Origin of the sequence: Flavobacterium sp., assembly GCF_044371705.1 — a bacterium.
In the GTDB taxonomy this organism is placed as follows: Bacteria; Bacteroidota; Bacteroidia; order Flavobacteriales; family Flavobacteriaceae; genus Flavobacterium.
Genome location: NZ_JBILTE010000065.1, coordinates 1 through 13,580, shown reverse-complemented (window position 1 = coordinate 13,580; position 13,580 = coordinate 1). Strand labels below are relative to the sequence as shown.

Genomic DNA, 13,580 nt, shown 5'->3' with positions numbered 1-13,580 from the left:
TACAATGTTACCTTGGTAACAGTTGAAAAAAAGATTCAAAGGGTTGGATTATTAATTGATGAAACATCCTTCGTCAATAAAGAAGATGTTATGCAACTCTTAGTAAATAATGGATTTTCAAACGAAAATTTGTCGTTGCTAGTTTATAAGGACCACTATAAAAAAAAAGAAGTACTGCTTGAACCACATTATAGTTTGAAAAACATTTCGTGGTTAGGTACCATTGAAAATCAGGAAGTGAAAGATTTCATTGCAAAAGATTTTGATTTATTGATTAGCTATTACAATGAGAATAAACCGCCGTTACAATTGGTTACTCATTTATCAAAGGCTAGTTTTAAAGTGGGATTTTACTCGGCAGACACCCGTCACAATCATTTTTTAATTGATACACAGCAGGGAAACTACACTTTGTTTATAAGCGAACTATTTAAATATTTAAAAATACTTAATAAAATATAATTATGCAATCACTAATTGGAACAGGAGTCGCTTTGATCACACCCTTCAAAAAAGATTTATCAGTTGATGTTGACGCTTTAAAAAGAATTGTAAACTTTCAAATTGAAGGAGGAATTGATTATTTAGTTGTTTTAGGAACAACTGCAGAAACAGCTACTTTAACAGTCGAAGAGAAAGAGTTGGTAATAAACACTGTAATTGAAGCAAATAATAAGCGATTACCATTGGTGCTTGGTGTTGGCGGAAATAATACTCATCAAGTGGTAGAAGAACTAAAAACCAGAGATTTCAAGGATTTTGTAGCAATTCTATCCGTATCTCCATATTATAATAAACCTACTCAAGAAGGAATTTATCAGCATTTTAAAGCTATTGCAGAAGTATCTCCAATTCCTGTAGTTGTTTACAATGTTCCGGGAAGAACGGGAAGTAATATTTTGCCGTCAACAGTTATACGATTAGCGAATAATTTTTCGAATATAGTCGCAATTAAAGAAGCTGCGGGTGATATTGTTCAGGCCATGAAAATCATACAAAATAAACCCAGCCATTTCTTAGTTATTTCAGGCGACGATATGGTGACTTTGCCCATGCTATTAGCAGGAGGAGCAGGGGTAATATCGGTTATTGGCGAAGGTTTTCCCAAAGAATTTTCAACAATGGTTCGCTTGGGATTAGAAAGAAAAGTGGATGAAGCCTACAAACTACACTATCTTTTAGCTGACGCCATTGATATGATTTTTGAGCAAGGAAATCCGGGCGGAATTAAAGAAGTATTTAAATCATTAGGTTTAGCAGACAATTATGTAAGATTGCCTTTGGTCAACGTTAACGAAGATTTAGCAAGTAGAATTGAGCATTTTGTTGCAAAAGTTGTAAATTAGCCTTTTTAAATTTTAAAAGTTAAAGTATGTTATCTACGAATGTTTTAAACGGATTGAACAGACAGATAGAAATGGAAGGCGATTCCTCACAGGTCTATTTAGCAATGGCCTCATGGGCTGAGGTTCAAGGTTTTGAAGGAATTTCAACTTTTATGTACAAGCAGTCTGATGAAGAACGTATGCACATGTTGAAGTTGATTAAATATGTGAATCAACGAGGAGGAGCGGCAAAAGTTTCAGCTACAAAAGAACCTAAATTAGATGTTTCTAACTATAAAACATTGTTCAAACAACTTTTGGAACATGAGATTAAAGTATCGGAAAGCATCAATAACTTGGTAGGAATCACTTTAGATGAAAGAGATTTTGCTACACATAATTTCTTGCAATGGTATGTAGCAGAACAAATTGAAGAAGAAGCTAATGCACGAACTATTTTAGATAAAATAAATTTAATTGGCGACGACAAAGGTGGACTATACCTTTTTGACAATGAAATGAAAAATTTCGTAAGCACTGTTCCGGTGCAATAAATCGAAATATATGTTAATCATAACTTAAAGGATGCGAGTACAATCGCATCTTTTTTGTTTTTTTGACAATAAAACCAACTACTTAAAAAAATGTTTTGTAGTCTGCATTTAATAACTAAATTTGCAGTTCGGTTTTTATGGACAATAATACTTTAAAAATCAGACAATCTAAATTACAAAATGAATAAAATCGTTCCAATATTCTTACTCTTAATTCTTGCCTCTTGCGGTCAATATCAAAAAGCCTTAAAGACTGAAGATGCAGCTATAAAATATAAAGTGGGTGAAGAAATGTATGAGAAGGGCGAATATACCAAAGCCATTCGATTATTTGAACAAATTGCTCCTGCATACAGAGGGAAACCACAATCGGAGAAACTGTTTTATATGTTTGCACAAAGCTATTATAAAAACAAGCAGTATTATTTGTCGGGTTACCAATTTGAAAGTTTTGTTTCCATGTACCCAAAGAGCGAAAAAGTAGAGGAATCTGCTTATTTAGGAGCATTTTCATATTCTAAATTGTCGCCGGTTTATTCGCTAGACCAAGTTGATACCTATAAAGCTCTTGACAAACTGCAAAATTTCATCGATATTTATCCAAATTCTACTTATTTGCCCGAGGCAAATCAAACAATAAAAACGCTGAGGGAAAAATTAGAAAAGAAAGCCTACGAAGTAGCGAAACAATACAATACTATTAGGGATTATAAAGCAGCCCAAATTGCTTTTAATAATTTTATTTTAGATTACCCGGGTACAGTTTATAAAGAAGATGCTTTGTATTATTCATTGGATTCTGCCTATAAATTGGCTATTAACAGTGTACCGTCTAAAATGAAAGAACGATTATTATTAGCAAAAGAATCATACGTGCGATTCAATAAAACTTTTAGTAATTCTTCAAAATATAAACAACTTGCCGATGAAATGGCGGTTACAATTGATAGAGATTTAGAACAATTTTCAAAATAAATGAGGTCATGGATTTAAAAAAAACAAATGCTCCTGTAAACACAATTACTTACGATAAAAGTACTATTGAGGCTCCAACAGGTAATGTGTATGAGGCAATTACAATTATTGCTAAAAGAGCGAATCAAATAAATTCTGAAATTAAAAAGGAATTAATCGAGAAATTGGAAGAATTTGCAACTTACAATGATAGTTTAGAAGAGATTTTTGAAAACAAAGAACAAATTGAAGTTTCAAAATTCTACGAAAAACTTCCAAAACCACATGCACTAGCCGTTCAAGAATGGTTAGATGAAAAAATTTACTACAGAGACACTACAAACTAATACATAAATGTCAGTTTTACAAGGGAAAAAAATTCTACTCGGAGTATCCGGTGGTATTGCAGCCTATAAAACTGCCTTTTTGGTTAGACTATTTATTAAAGCAGGAGCGGAGGTACAAGTACTGATGACTCCTGCTTCAAAAGATTTTGTTACTCCTTTAACATTAGCTACACTCTCAAAAAATCCTGTATATTCTGAGTTTATTCACGCAGAAGAAGATGGAAATCCAACCTGGAACAATCACGTTGATTTAGCTCTATGGGCTGATTTCATGGTCATTGCTCCCGCTACCGCCAATTCTTTGTCAAAAATGGCAAATGGTACCTGCGATAATTTGTTGTTGGCCACTTATTTGTCGTCAAAATGTCCGGTTTATATTGCACCGGCAATGGACTTGGATATGTATAAGCACCCGACAACTTTAGATAGTTTTACAAAGCTTCAATTGTTTGGAAATACAATAATTCCTGCTGAATCTGGTGAACTTGCCAGCGGACTTTCAGGAGAAGGTAGAATGGCAGAACCTGAAAATATTATTGCTTTTCTGGAAGCTGATATTCTTAAAAATCTGCCGCTAAACGGAAAAAAAATATTAATTACTGCAGGACCCACATACGAAGCAATAGACCCTGTGCGTTTTATAGGAAATCATTCCACCGGCAAAATGGGTTTTGACCTGGCAAATGAAGCTGCAAAATTGGGTGCAGAAGTAATTTTAATTAGCGGTCCAACATCTTTGAAAGTAAGCAATACAAGTGTAAAAGTAGTGCGTGTAGTTTCTTCACAGGAAATGTATGATGCATGTCATTTATACTATAATTCGATGGATGTGGTGATAGCCGCTGCCGCAGTAGCAGATTTTACGCCTAAAAACGTTGCCGTTCAAAAGTTAAAAAAGACTGAAGGAGATTTTTCAATTGAATTGGTAAAAACAAAAGACATTTTAGCCTCATTAGGTGCTGCAAAAAAAAATCAATTACTAATTGGCTTTGCATTGGAAACTGAAAATGAACTAGAAAATGCGAAGCTAAAGATTGAGAAAAAAAATTTAGATTTGATTGTCCTGAATTCACTAAATGATGAAGGAGCAGGTTTTGGAAAACCTACCAATAAAATAACGTTTATTGACAAAGATTTTAAGGAAGAATCAATGGAATTAAAATCTAAAGAAGAAGTAGCTATAGATATTTTAAACAAAGTAATTCAACATTTTCATGCGTAAACTAGTTTGTTATTTACTCCTTTTTTTAATGGGTGCTCTTCAGGCTCAGGAATTGCAATGTGAAGTAATAGTAAATTCCGATCGGGTTACTAATGCGAACCCACAGGTATTTGTTACACTACAAAAAGCAGTTTCAGAATTTGTAAACAATACCCGCTGGACCAATAAAGTATACAAACAAAATGAACGTATTTTATGTTCAATGTATATCAATGTTTCTGAGTATGCCGATAATGCTTTTCGGGCATCCATTCAAGTGCAAGCGTCAAGACCGGTTTATAATTCAAATTATTTGACACCCATATTTAATTACAACGATGTTGATTTTGATTTCAGATATATTGAATTTGAAAACCTTTTTTACAATCCCAATTCATTCGATTCCAATCTTGTTTCGGTTTTAGCCTTCTATGCATATATGATTTTAGGAATCGATGCCGACTCCTACGGTATGTTAGAAGGGACAAATTATTTTGACAATGCAGAAAACATTGTGGTTGTAGCACAGTCTTCAGGCTATAAGGGTTGGGCACAATCCGGTGGCAACCAAAATCGTTTTTTTCTTGTAAATGATATGATTACGCCAACATTTAGTCCGATGCGTGAAGGTTTTTACCAATACCACGCACTCGGTTTAGACAGAATGGCTGATGACTTAAAAGTGGGTAAAGAAGGTATCAAAACTGCTTTAGCTACCATTTCTAAAGTTCATATCGTGCGACCCAATGCATTTCTACCTCGTGTATTTTTTGATGCAAAATCTGATGAAATCGTGGCACTTTTTTCTGGCGGACCACCTGTTCAAACTGCAGAACTGGTAGAAACACTCAACAGAATGTCGCCTACGAACACCTCCAAATGGTCTAAAATTAGATAGATTTTTTTTGTTAGAAAACAAACCGTTTTCCTTCAATTTTTAGCAGTTAATTGAGTAAATTGCACCTTCATTTTTACTTACAATAGTTTATGCTGGCATCTTTATCCATTGCAAATTATGCTTTAATTGAAAAATTATCCATCGAGTTTTCAGAGGGATTTTCAATTATTACCGGCGAAACAGGAGCAGGAAAGTCCATTTTATTAGGTGCGTTGGGATTGGTTTTAGGAAAAAGAGCAGATTTAACTTCTCTGAAAGATAAAGAAGAAAAATGTGTCATTGAAGCCCATTTTTCAATCGCAAAATACAATCTTCAGTCATTTTTTGATGCGAACGATTTAGATTATGATGGGCATACAATTATCCGCAGAGAAATACTTCCGTCCGGTAAATCACGAGCTTTTGTCAATGATAGCCCTGTAAATCTGCAAGTTTTACTTGATTTAGGAAATTTTCTGCTTGATATTCATTCGCAACACCAAACGATGGAATTAGCATACGAAAAATACCAGTTTACGATTATTGATGCGATTGCAAAAAATCAATCGATTTTGGAAGAATACCAGCATAATTTAAGAGAGTACAAATCCATCCAACGAAAGTTTGAAACAACCAAAAGCCAACTGCAAAGTAGTTTGAACGAGCAAGATTATAATAGTTTCCTATTTCAAGAACTGTTGGACGCGAAGCTTGAAGAAGGGCAACAAGAAGAATTTGAAGTTGCGATAGATAAACTTTCAAATGTTGAACTCATCAAAGAACAGTTGTCAAAAGCAATAGCATTAGCAGAAAATGATCAATTTGGACTAACAAATAGCTTGCTGGAATTTAAATTAGCGATTCAAAAAATTACTAGTTTTTCACCCACGTATGTCAACTTATATGAACGCGTAGAAAGTCTTTTAATAGAGTTTAAAGATATTGCAGTAGAAATTAATGCTTTTGCCGAAGACGTAAATGATGATCCAAAAACATTGGAATTGCTGACACAGAAATTGCAAGTCATTTACAATCTTCAAAAAAAGCATCAAGTAACTACTGTAGACGAATTGCTCGCAATACAAGAGCAATTAGAACAAAAAGTTGTTTCCGTGACAACTATTGAAGAGTCACTTTTGATTTTGGAAAAACAAATTTCAGAAATTGGAAAGAGTTTGGATGATTTGGCTGAGCAATTACATCAAAGCAGAATGGCAGCACTACCTGTTTTAATTGAAAAGATGGTTTTTCTTTTAAGTCAGTTAGGAATGCCAAATGTTCGTTTTAAAATCGATTTAAGTCAAACCACTCACTATTTGTCAAACGGTAAAGATGAATTACAGTTTTTGTTTTCTGCGAACAAAGGATCCGATTTTGGGTTGCTCAAAAAAGTTGCTTCCGGAGGCGAAATGTCGCGAATTATGTTAGTTGTTAAAGCCATTCTTTCCAACTATTCCAGCTTACCAACCATAATTTTAGATGAAATTGACACAGGTGTCTCTGGCGAAATTGCAGCTAAAATGGGTGAAATAATGAAAGAGATGAGTCAAACAATGCAGGTTTTTGCCATTACTCATTTACCACAAATTGCAGCCAAGGGTAGTTCACATTTTAAAGTTTACAAAAGAATAGATGCGGAGCAAACTTTTTCTGAAATAAAACAGCTTTCTGCGGAAGAGCGTATTCAGGAAATTGCTCAAATGCTATCTGGTGCAACTGTATCAGAATCGGCATACAATCACGCCCGTGAATTGTTAAACTAAAAAAATCGATTATATTTGTTAAAAATAGACGAGTGTTTAATTTTAGAAAATTTACAATATGATTATTGAACCAAGAATGAGAGGATTTATATGTTTGACAGCCCACCCCGATGGATGTGCTCAAAACGTAAAAAATCAAATAAAATATGTTACTTCAAAAGGTAAAATTGAAGGAGCAAAAAGAGTGCTGGTCATTGGAGCTTCTACAGGTTTTGGTTTAGCTTCCAGAATAACCAGTGCCTTTGCTTGCGATGCTGCAACAATAGGTGTGTTTTTTGAAAAACCGCCGGCAGAAGGCAAAACTGCCACACCGGGTTGGTACAATTCTGCAGCTTTTGAAAAAGATGCAACAGCAGCCGGTTTATATGCAAAAAGTATCAACGGAGACGCTTTTTCCAGTGAAATCAAAGAACAGACAATCGAGTTGATAAAGAAAGATTTGGAACAAGTTGATTTGGTGATTTATAGTTTAGCTTCGCCCGTACGAATGCATCCCGCTACGGGTATTTTACACCGTTCAGTTTTAAAACCAATCGGTCAGACTTTTTCAAACAAAACAGTTGATTTCCATACCGGAAATGTATCGCAAGTATCAATTGAACCTGCTAATCAGGACGATATTGATAATACAGTTGTTGTCATGGGTGGTGAAGATTGGTCTATGTGGATCAATGCGATGAAAGAAGCAGGAGTCTTAGCTGATGGATTTCAAACGCTAGCTTACTCCTATATCGGACCTGAAGTTACGGAGGCAGTTTATCGAAAAGGAACTATCGGACGGGCAAAGGATCATTTGGAAGCAACAGCTTTTCAAATTACAGATATGTTGGCTGATGTGAATGGTAAAGCGTATGTTTCAGTCAATAAAGCGTTGGTTACACAAGCGAGTTCAGCAATTCCTGTTATCCCTTTATATATATCATTACTATATAAAATTATGAAAGCAAGCGGAATTCACGAAGGTTGTATCGAACAAATGCAGCGATTGTACCAAGAACGTTTATACAATCCGAGCGGAATAGCATTGGATGACAAAGGAAGAATACGCATCGATGATTGGGAAATGAGGGAAGATGTTCAAAATCAGGTGGCTGCATTATGGAAGATTGCAACTACTGAAAACCTTGGTGAAATTGGGGATTTAGCCGGATATAAACAAGATTTCTTAAATCTGTTCGGTTTTGGATTTGAGGGTGTTGATTATAAAGCAGATGCCAACGAAATGACATTGATTCCAAGTATATAGATTATTTGTTTGTACTAATTATACTAAAAAAATCCCGGACATTCCGGGATTTTTAGTTTTTTATCGAAATTTGTTGCTTTTTGTCGATTATTCGTAAATTATTTTAAAAAATGCTAACATATGTTCTTAAATTAGTAGACTATTTTCTAATCTAATCTAACTTTTATTTTATGGTAAACTTTTACAATTTGAACCATTTCTTTCCTTTGGAAAATTGGCATCTTGGTAAAGAAAAAAATAATAATAGAGGCTTTTCCTTTTTTGGGAGGGTGCTTTCTTTTATTTTTCTCTCTATTATTTTTTTGAGTACCTACAGTATTCAAGGACAGACTACACTCTTAAATCCTGCCGCAGAAGGAGGGTTTGAATTAGGCAGTACCTTTGCTGCAAATGGCTGGACAGCTGTAAATCCATCAACAGATACGTGGCAAGTGGGAAGTGTGCCTGTTGTGGCAAGTGGCACTAACTGTGCATTTGTCTCTGCAAATGGGGGAGTTTCATGGACGTATTCTCAAGTAAGTGTTTTTAATCACCTCTACAGAGATGTTACCATTCCTCCTGGAGAAAGCAAAATCACGCTTACATTCAAATGGAGAGTAGGAGGAGAAGGTGCTGGGACATCTGACTGGGATAACTTAAAAGTTTTTTGGGCTCCAACTTCATTTACTCCGGTTTCAACTGCCGGCGTCACGGGAGCGACACAATTAATCGGCTCAGGTGCGGTCAATGGGATGTATAAATTAAGTAGCGTAAATTGGAATACTGAAACCATTTCTTTCGCAGCTGCTCCCGGAACTTATCGTTTAATTTTTAGTTGGAAATCAGACATAACAGATATCGTGAATCCACCTGCTGCTATTGATGATATCTCATTAACATCACAAGTTCCCGGTGATTTTATTTCCATAGCAACTGGCGATTGGAATAACCCAACCACTTGGGACGCGAATGCAGTTCCAACTGCAGCGGATAATGCTTTAGTTTCAGTTGGTCATACAGTTACTGTAAATGCTGCTTCATTGTCAATTGATAATTTAACTGTAAATGGAACATTAAGTTATGGCACTGTGCCAACAACATTTAACGTCGGTGGTAATTTAACTGTAAATACCGGAGGTATTGTGAATGTTTTCAATGGAACAGTAGGTAAAACATTAGTTGTATCAAAAAATATAGTGAATGATGGTGTTGTTGATGTTTCTGTTGGTGCTACTACCGCAGGAAACCTGACATTGAACGGCTCGAATGTACAATCAGTTTCCGGAACAGGAACTTTTGGTGCTTCAAATGTCATCAGAAATTTAACTTTTTCGAACACTAATACCGCTACACCAAATATCAACTGGTTGGTAAATAATATAAAAATAGCGAACAATTTAAATCTTACCGGAGCAAGAATAAACCTTGGTACTAATAAAATTACCTTTGGAAATGCTGCTGCCGGTGGTACACTGACGGCTCCAGTTGGCACCGGATTTTTACCGGGAGGTAAATTTTCAAGATGGTGGACAGCCACTGCAATAGGAACTGCAATAACTGCAGGTGTAGATCCTACCAACACAACAAGTAGATATCCGTTTCTTTCGGCAACAGGTTTAAATAGAGCGATGTATATCACAAGAACCAATGCTACCGGTGCTGTTGCAGGAGAGTTAGCAGTGGTTTATACTGATGCAACTACTGTAACTACGGGATTAACTGTAGTGGACGGCAGTTATACAGTTACCGACAGATTTGACGGAAATTGGTCAGTAACTAATGAGGGTACACCTGTTAGTTCCAGTTCATATACTTTAGCAATAGTAGCACCTAATGCTTATTTTGCTGGTACCGGTAATTCTAGAATATTATTTGCAAATGCACCAGTATCGGGAGCTCATCAAAATGGGACGTCAACACCGGGAGCTCAACGTATCACGGTATCGCAAACGGATTTATTGGCAGGGCCATTATACATAGGATTAAGTGCAGATGATGTTCCGCATGTTTCTGTAGTTAGTGGCAACTGGGATAATCCAACCACATGGAATAAAGGAACAGTACCATCTTGTACTAGTCCAGTAAGCATCGCACCGGGTACTATTGTTACGGTCAATTCACCGGGTAATAATGCAAGAAATGTAACGATTTTTTCAACTGCTGAATTGCAAGTTGCCTCTGGTGATTTAACAGTGGGCTGTACTTTGAATAATAACTTTTTAACAAATAATGGAACGCTCACTGTTTCGGGAGGTACATTAAATGTTAATGGTCAGCTTTTATCGAATGCCAACTCTACTTTTAATCAATCATCTGGTCAAATAAATGTTGATGGGAATAATGGTGGTGATGCTACCACTTCTGTACCTTCAGCCACTTCTATTGTACAGTTAAATACTAATTTGTTAAACTGGACTGGTGGAACATTAACGGTTGTTGATCCTCATGCAAATACAACAGCATCCAACTCATTTGCTTATACATCAACATTGAATGTTGATTCGGGCATTGGTCATACTGTTAGAATAGGAAACGGAGTTTCTACAGATGTGGGCGGAAATGCAACGAATGGCTTCCGATTAAATACATGGGTAAGCTCTGGAAGAATTACATTTGGAAATTTAATTTTAAATGGTGGTAATGGAACAAATCGATTTGTTTCAACTACATATTCGTTTGGAATAAATAATAATTTTACCATTGAAAGTAATAGCACTTATAGAGGCTCTCAGATTACGTATTTGGCAGGTAACTTAGTTAATAATGGTACTTATGTAAATACTTCAACATTGTATTTTGGTACTTTTCTTGGTGGTGTTGCCGGAGCATCTATAAATGCACAAACAGTTTCTGGAACAGGTGTTTTTGATAATGCACTTACCGCACCTACAGCAAACTTGGTATCAATGTCTGTGAACAATTCCAATGCAAGTGGGGTTACTTTAAGTGTGCCTTTGCGTGTGTCTGGAACATTAACATTGGTAAGTGGTATTGTAAACACTTCAGCAACAAGTGTGTTGAGTTTGGGAACTTCTACTTATTCAGCTGCTGGAACTTTAAGTGGTACACCTAGTGCTACAACTTATATTTCTGGTCCTTTTGAAAGAGTTATTGCAAATACAAATACAGCTTTTATTCAATTTCCGGTGGGGAAAACGGCCTATACGCCAATTTGGTTAGCCCCAACCACAACAGCTGCATCGTCATTCAGAGCGGAAGCATTCAACTCAAATACTGGGACTTTAGCATCGAGTTTGCAAAACGTAAGTGCCAACCGATGGGAAACTTCTGTAGTTGGAGGTTCTTTTAATACCATCAATGCAAGATTGGGAGATGCTGGTTTAGTAACGGGAAGATTATTAGTGCAAGCTCCAACAGCAAGCGGTGTTTATGATTCAGCGTTCGGAACAACAGCAACTTTTGAAGCTGGTACACCAAACACAATTCAATCAACCACGCCTGTTACTTCTGCTAATTACACTGGCTTTATTTCACACGCTGAATTATGTACAACCCCAGCTCCAACAGGAGACGCAGCTCAGAATTTTTGTAATGAAACCTTGGCTGATTTAACGGTAACAGGAACAGGAATTGTATGGTATGATGCGGCAACTTTAGGAAATATTTTACCTTCTACAACAGTTTTGGTAACTGGTACAACGTATTATGCGAGCCAAACTTTGAATGGATGTCCGAGTATTACTAGATTAGCAATAACAGTTACAGAAAACTGTCCAATAATAGGTTGTTTGACAGCACCAAATGGGCAGTGGCCAGGTGGGACAATCGGTTATACTCCAGCAACTTGTGATGGTGTAACTATGAACGTTGTAACACTTGAAGGTTGGGCAGGTGAGTATTCAAGAATAAATGTTACATTAGGTCAAACCTATACATTTACAAGTTCCGTTGCAACCGATTTTATAACTATATCTGATATAGGTGGAACTACAGCATTTGCAATCGGAACAGGAAGTGCCACTTGGGTTTCAACCCTAACCGGTCAAATTAGATTCTATACCCATTTAAATGTTGCCTGTGGAGATGCCCAAGTAAACAGAACACGTTCAATAGTTTGTGGTATCCCATCAACAGATGCTCCTGATTATGTAAGCTTACAATGGCCACCAACAATTAATGTGGTACAAGGAGGTTCAGGAACTGTTTATGGTCAGGTATATGAAGCAGGTTTAACAGATGTGGTTCCTAATATTGTTGGTCAAGCACCTGGTATCCAAGCTTGGGTAGGAATTAGTCCAGTTGGGCAAAACACCAATCCAAATACGTGGACTACTTGGGTTCCTGCCACATGGAATTCAGGTTCTGTTGGGAACAACGATGAGTACGAAGCTACTATTGGTGCGGCTTTACCACCGGGTACATATTACTATGCGACTAGATTCAGATTAAACACCGGACCATTTGTGTATGGCGGTATTGATGCTTCTAACAATGGAAACTTCTGGAACGGCACAACACATTTAAGTGGTGTTTTAACTATTACTCCACCTCCGGCACCTGGAAATGATTTGTGTGCAAACGCATCGCCATTAACAGTGGGTTCCAATTTTGCATCCAATGCTACAAGCGGAACTATTTTTGCAGCAACTACAACAGCAGCACTTTTGCCAACTTGTCAAACCAATGCAGGCTATGACGTTTGGTATACTGTAACTGTACCTGCGTCTGGAAATTTAACAATTGAAACGCAGCAAGCTACTACCAACTCAATGGCAGATTCTGTAGTGACGGTTTATTCAGGAGCTTGTGGCACTTTAACACAAGTTGGATGTGATGATGATGCTGGTTTAGGTAATATGTCGTTAATAAATTTAACAGGGTTAACTCCCGGAGCAACATTGTATGTTGCCGTTTGGAAATGGTCAACAACAGCACCAACTGCTTTAACCGGAGGATTCCAAGTTTCTGCATATGATTGTCCGTCAACAATTGCAGCTCCAACAGGAGATGCGGCACAGTCATTTTGTAATTCAGGAACAGTAGCAGGTTTAGTAGCCACAGGAACCTTACTAAAATGGTATACATCAGCAACGGGAGGAACAGCTTTATTGGCTACCGATGCTTTGGTAAATGGTCAAATCTATTATGCTTCTCAAACATTAGCTTGTGAAGGTTTTGCTAGATTAGCCGTGACTGTAACTATCAATGTAACAGCTGCTCCTGCAGGAGATGCAGCACAAGACTTTTGTAATGAAACTTTGGCAGATTTAACAGTGGTAGGAACCGGACTTATTTGGTACGATGCAGCTACTTTAGGAAACGTTTTACCATCAACAACTGTTTTGGTTGACGGAGCTACCTATTACGCTTCTC

The 13,580-nt window shown here is 36.7% G+C and carries 9 protein-coding genes and 1 pseudogene; all 10 read left to right on the top strand.

Annotated elements, in window-relative coordinates:
• The coding region (locus ACIQ2S_RS06300; protein WP_396174041.1) for a DUF6913 domain-containing protein at positions 1-462 on the top strand (462 nt) is incomplete at its 5' end.
• A 2-nt stretch (positions 463-464) separates the two neighbouring features.
• The gene (gene dapA / locus ACIQ2S_RS06295; protein ID WP_396174039.1) at positions 465-1,346 is read left to right on the top strand and encodes a 4-hydroxy-tetrahydrodipicolinate synthase; all 882 of its coding nucleotides are present in this window, start codon (positions 465-467) and stop codon (positions 1,344-1,346) included.
• Between the two features lie 26 nt (positions 1,347-1,372).
• Entirely contained in the window at positions 1,373-1,879 is a 507-nt protein-coding gene (locus ACIQ2S_RS06290; protein ID WP_396174037.1) for a ferritin, read from the top strand.
• A 180-nt stretch (positions 1,880-2,059) separates the two neighbouring features.
• Positions 2,060-2,854 (top strand): outer membrane protein assembly factor BamD, encoded by a 795-nt coding sequence (locus ACIQ2S_RS06285; protein WP_396174035.1) that lies wholly within the window; start codon positions 2,060-2,062, stop codon positions 2,852-2,854.
• Positions 2,855-2,862: 8 nt separating this feature from the next.
• The gene (locus ACIQ2S_RS06280; RefSeq protein ID WP_396174033.1) at positions 2,863-3,180 is read left to right on the top strand and encodes a DNA-directed RNA polymerase subunit omega; all 318 of its coding nucleotides are present in this window, start codon (positions 2,863-2,865) and stop codon (positions 3,178-3,180) included.
• Between the two features lie 7 nt (positions 3,181-3,187).
• Complete coding sequence (gene coaBC / locus ACIQ2S_RS06275; RefSeq protein WP_396174030.1) at positions 3,188-4,402, top strand: bifunctional phosphopantothenoylcysteine decarboxylase/phosphopantothenate--cysteine ligase CoaBC; 1,215 nt, start codon at positions 3,188-3,190, stop codon at positions 4,400-4,402.
• Positions 4,395-5,279, top strand: coding sequence for a DUF4835 family protein (locus tag ACIQ2S_RS06270; RefSeq protein ID WP_396174028.1), 885 nt, complete (start codon positions 4,395-4,397; stop codon positions 5,277-5,279). Before coaBC ends, ACIQ2S_RS06270 begins: the two co-directional genes overlap by 8 nt.
• Positions 5,280-5,368: 89 nt before the next feature.
• Positions 5,369-7,021 carry a DNA repair protein RecN gene (gene recN, locus ACIQ2S_RS06265; protein WP_396174026.1) on the top strand — a complete coding sequence of 551 codons (1,653 nt, stop codon included), beginning with the start codon at positions 5,369-5,371 and terminating at the stop codon, positions 7,019-7,021.
• A gap of 58 nt (positions 7,022-7,079) precedes the next feature.
• Positions 7,080-8,267, top strand: coding sequence for an enoyl-ACP reductase FabV (gene fabV / locus ACIQ2S_RS06260; protein WP_396174024.1), 1,188 nt, complete (start codon positions 7,080-7,082; stop codon positions 8,265-8,267).
• A gap of 170 nt (positions 8,268-8,437) precedes the next feature.
• Positions 8,438-13,580: pseudogene (locus ACIQ2S_RS06255) on the top strand (hypothetical protein); the annotation flags it as partial.

Excerpts from the sequence above, each read along its gene's own strand:
- recN (WP_396174026.1), top strand. The coding sequence starts at position 5,369 with ATGCTGGCATCTTTATCCATTGCAAATTATGCTTTAATTGAAAAATTA.
- coaBC (WP_396174030.1), top strand. The coding sequence starts at position 3,188 with ATGTCAGTTTTACAAGGGAAAAAAATTCTACTCGGAGTATCCGGTGGT.
- ACIQ2S_RS06280 (WP_396174033.1), top strand. The coding sequence starts at position 2,863 with ATGGATTTAAAAAAAACAAATGCTCCTGTAAACACAATTACTTACGAT.
- ACIQ2S_RS06270 (WP_396174028.1), top strand. The coding sequence starts at position 4,395 with ATGCGTAAACTAGTTTGTTATTTACTCCTTTTTTTAATGGGTGCTCTT.
- fabV (WP_396174024.1), top strand. The coding sequence starts at position 7,080 with ATGATTATTGAACCAAGAATGAGAGGATTTATATGTTTGACAGCCCAC.
- ACIQ2S_RS06290 (WP_396174037.1), top strand. The coding sequence starts at position 1,373 with ATGTTATCTACGAATGTTTTAAACGGATTGAACAGACAGATAGAAATG.
- ACIQ2S_RS06285 (WP_396174035.1), top strand. The coding sequence starts at position 2,060 with ATGAATAAAATCGTTCCAATATTCTTACTCTTAATTCTTGCCTCTTGC.
- dapA (WP_396174039.1), top strand. The coding sequence starts at position 465 with ATGCAATCACTAATTGGAACAGGAGTCGCTTTGATCACACCCTTCAAA.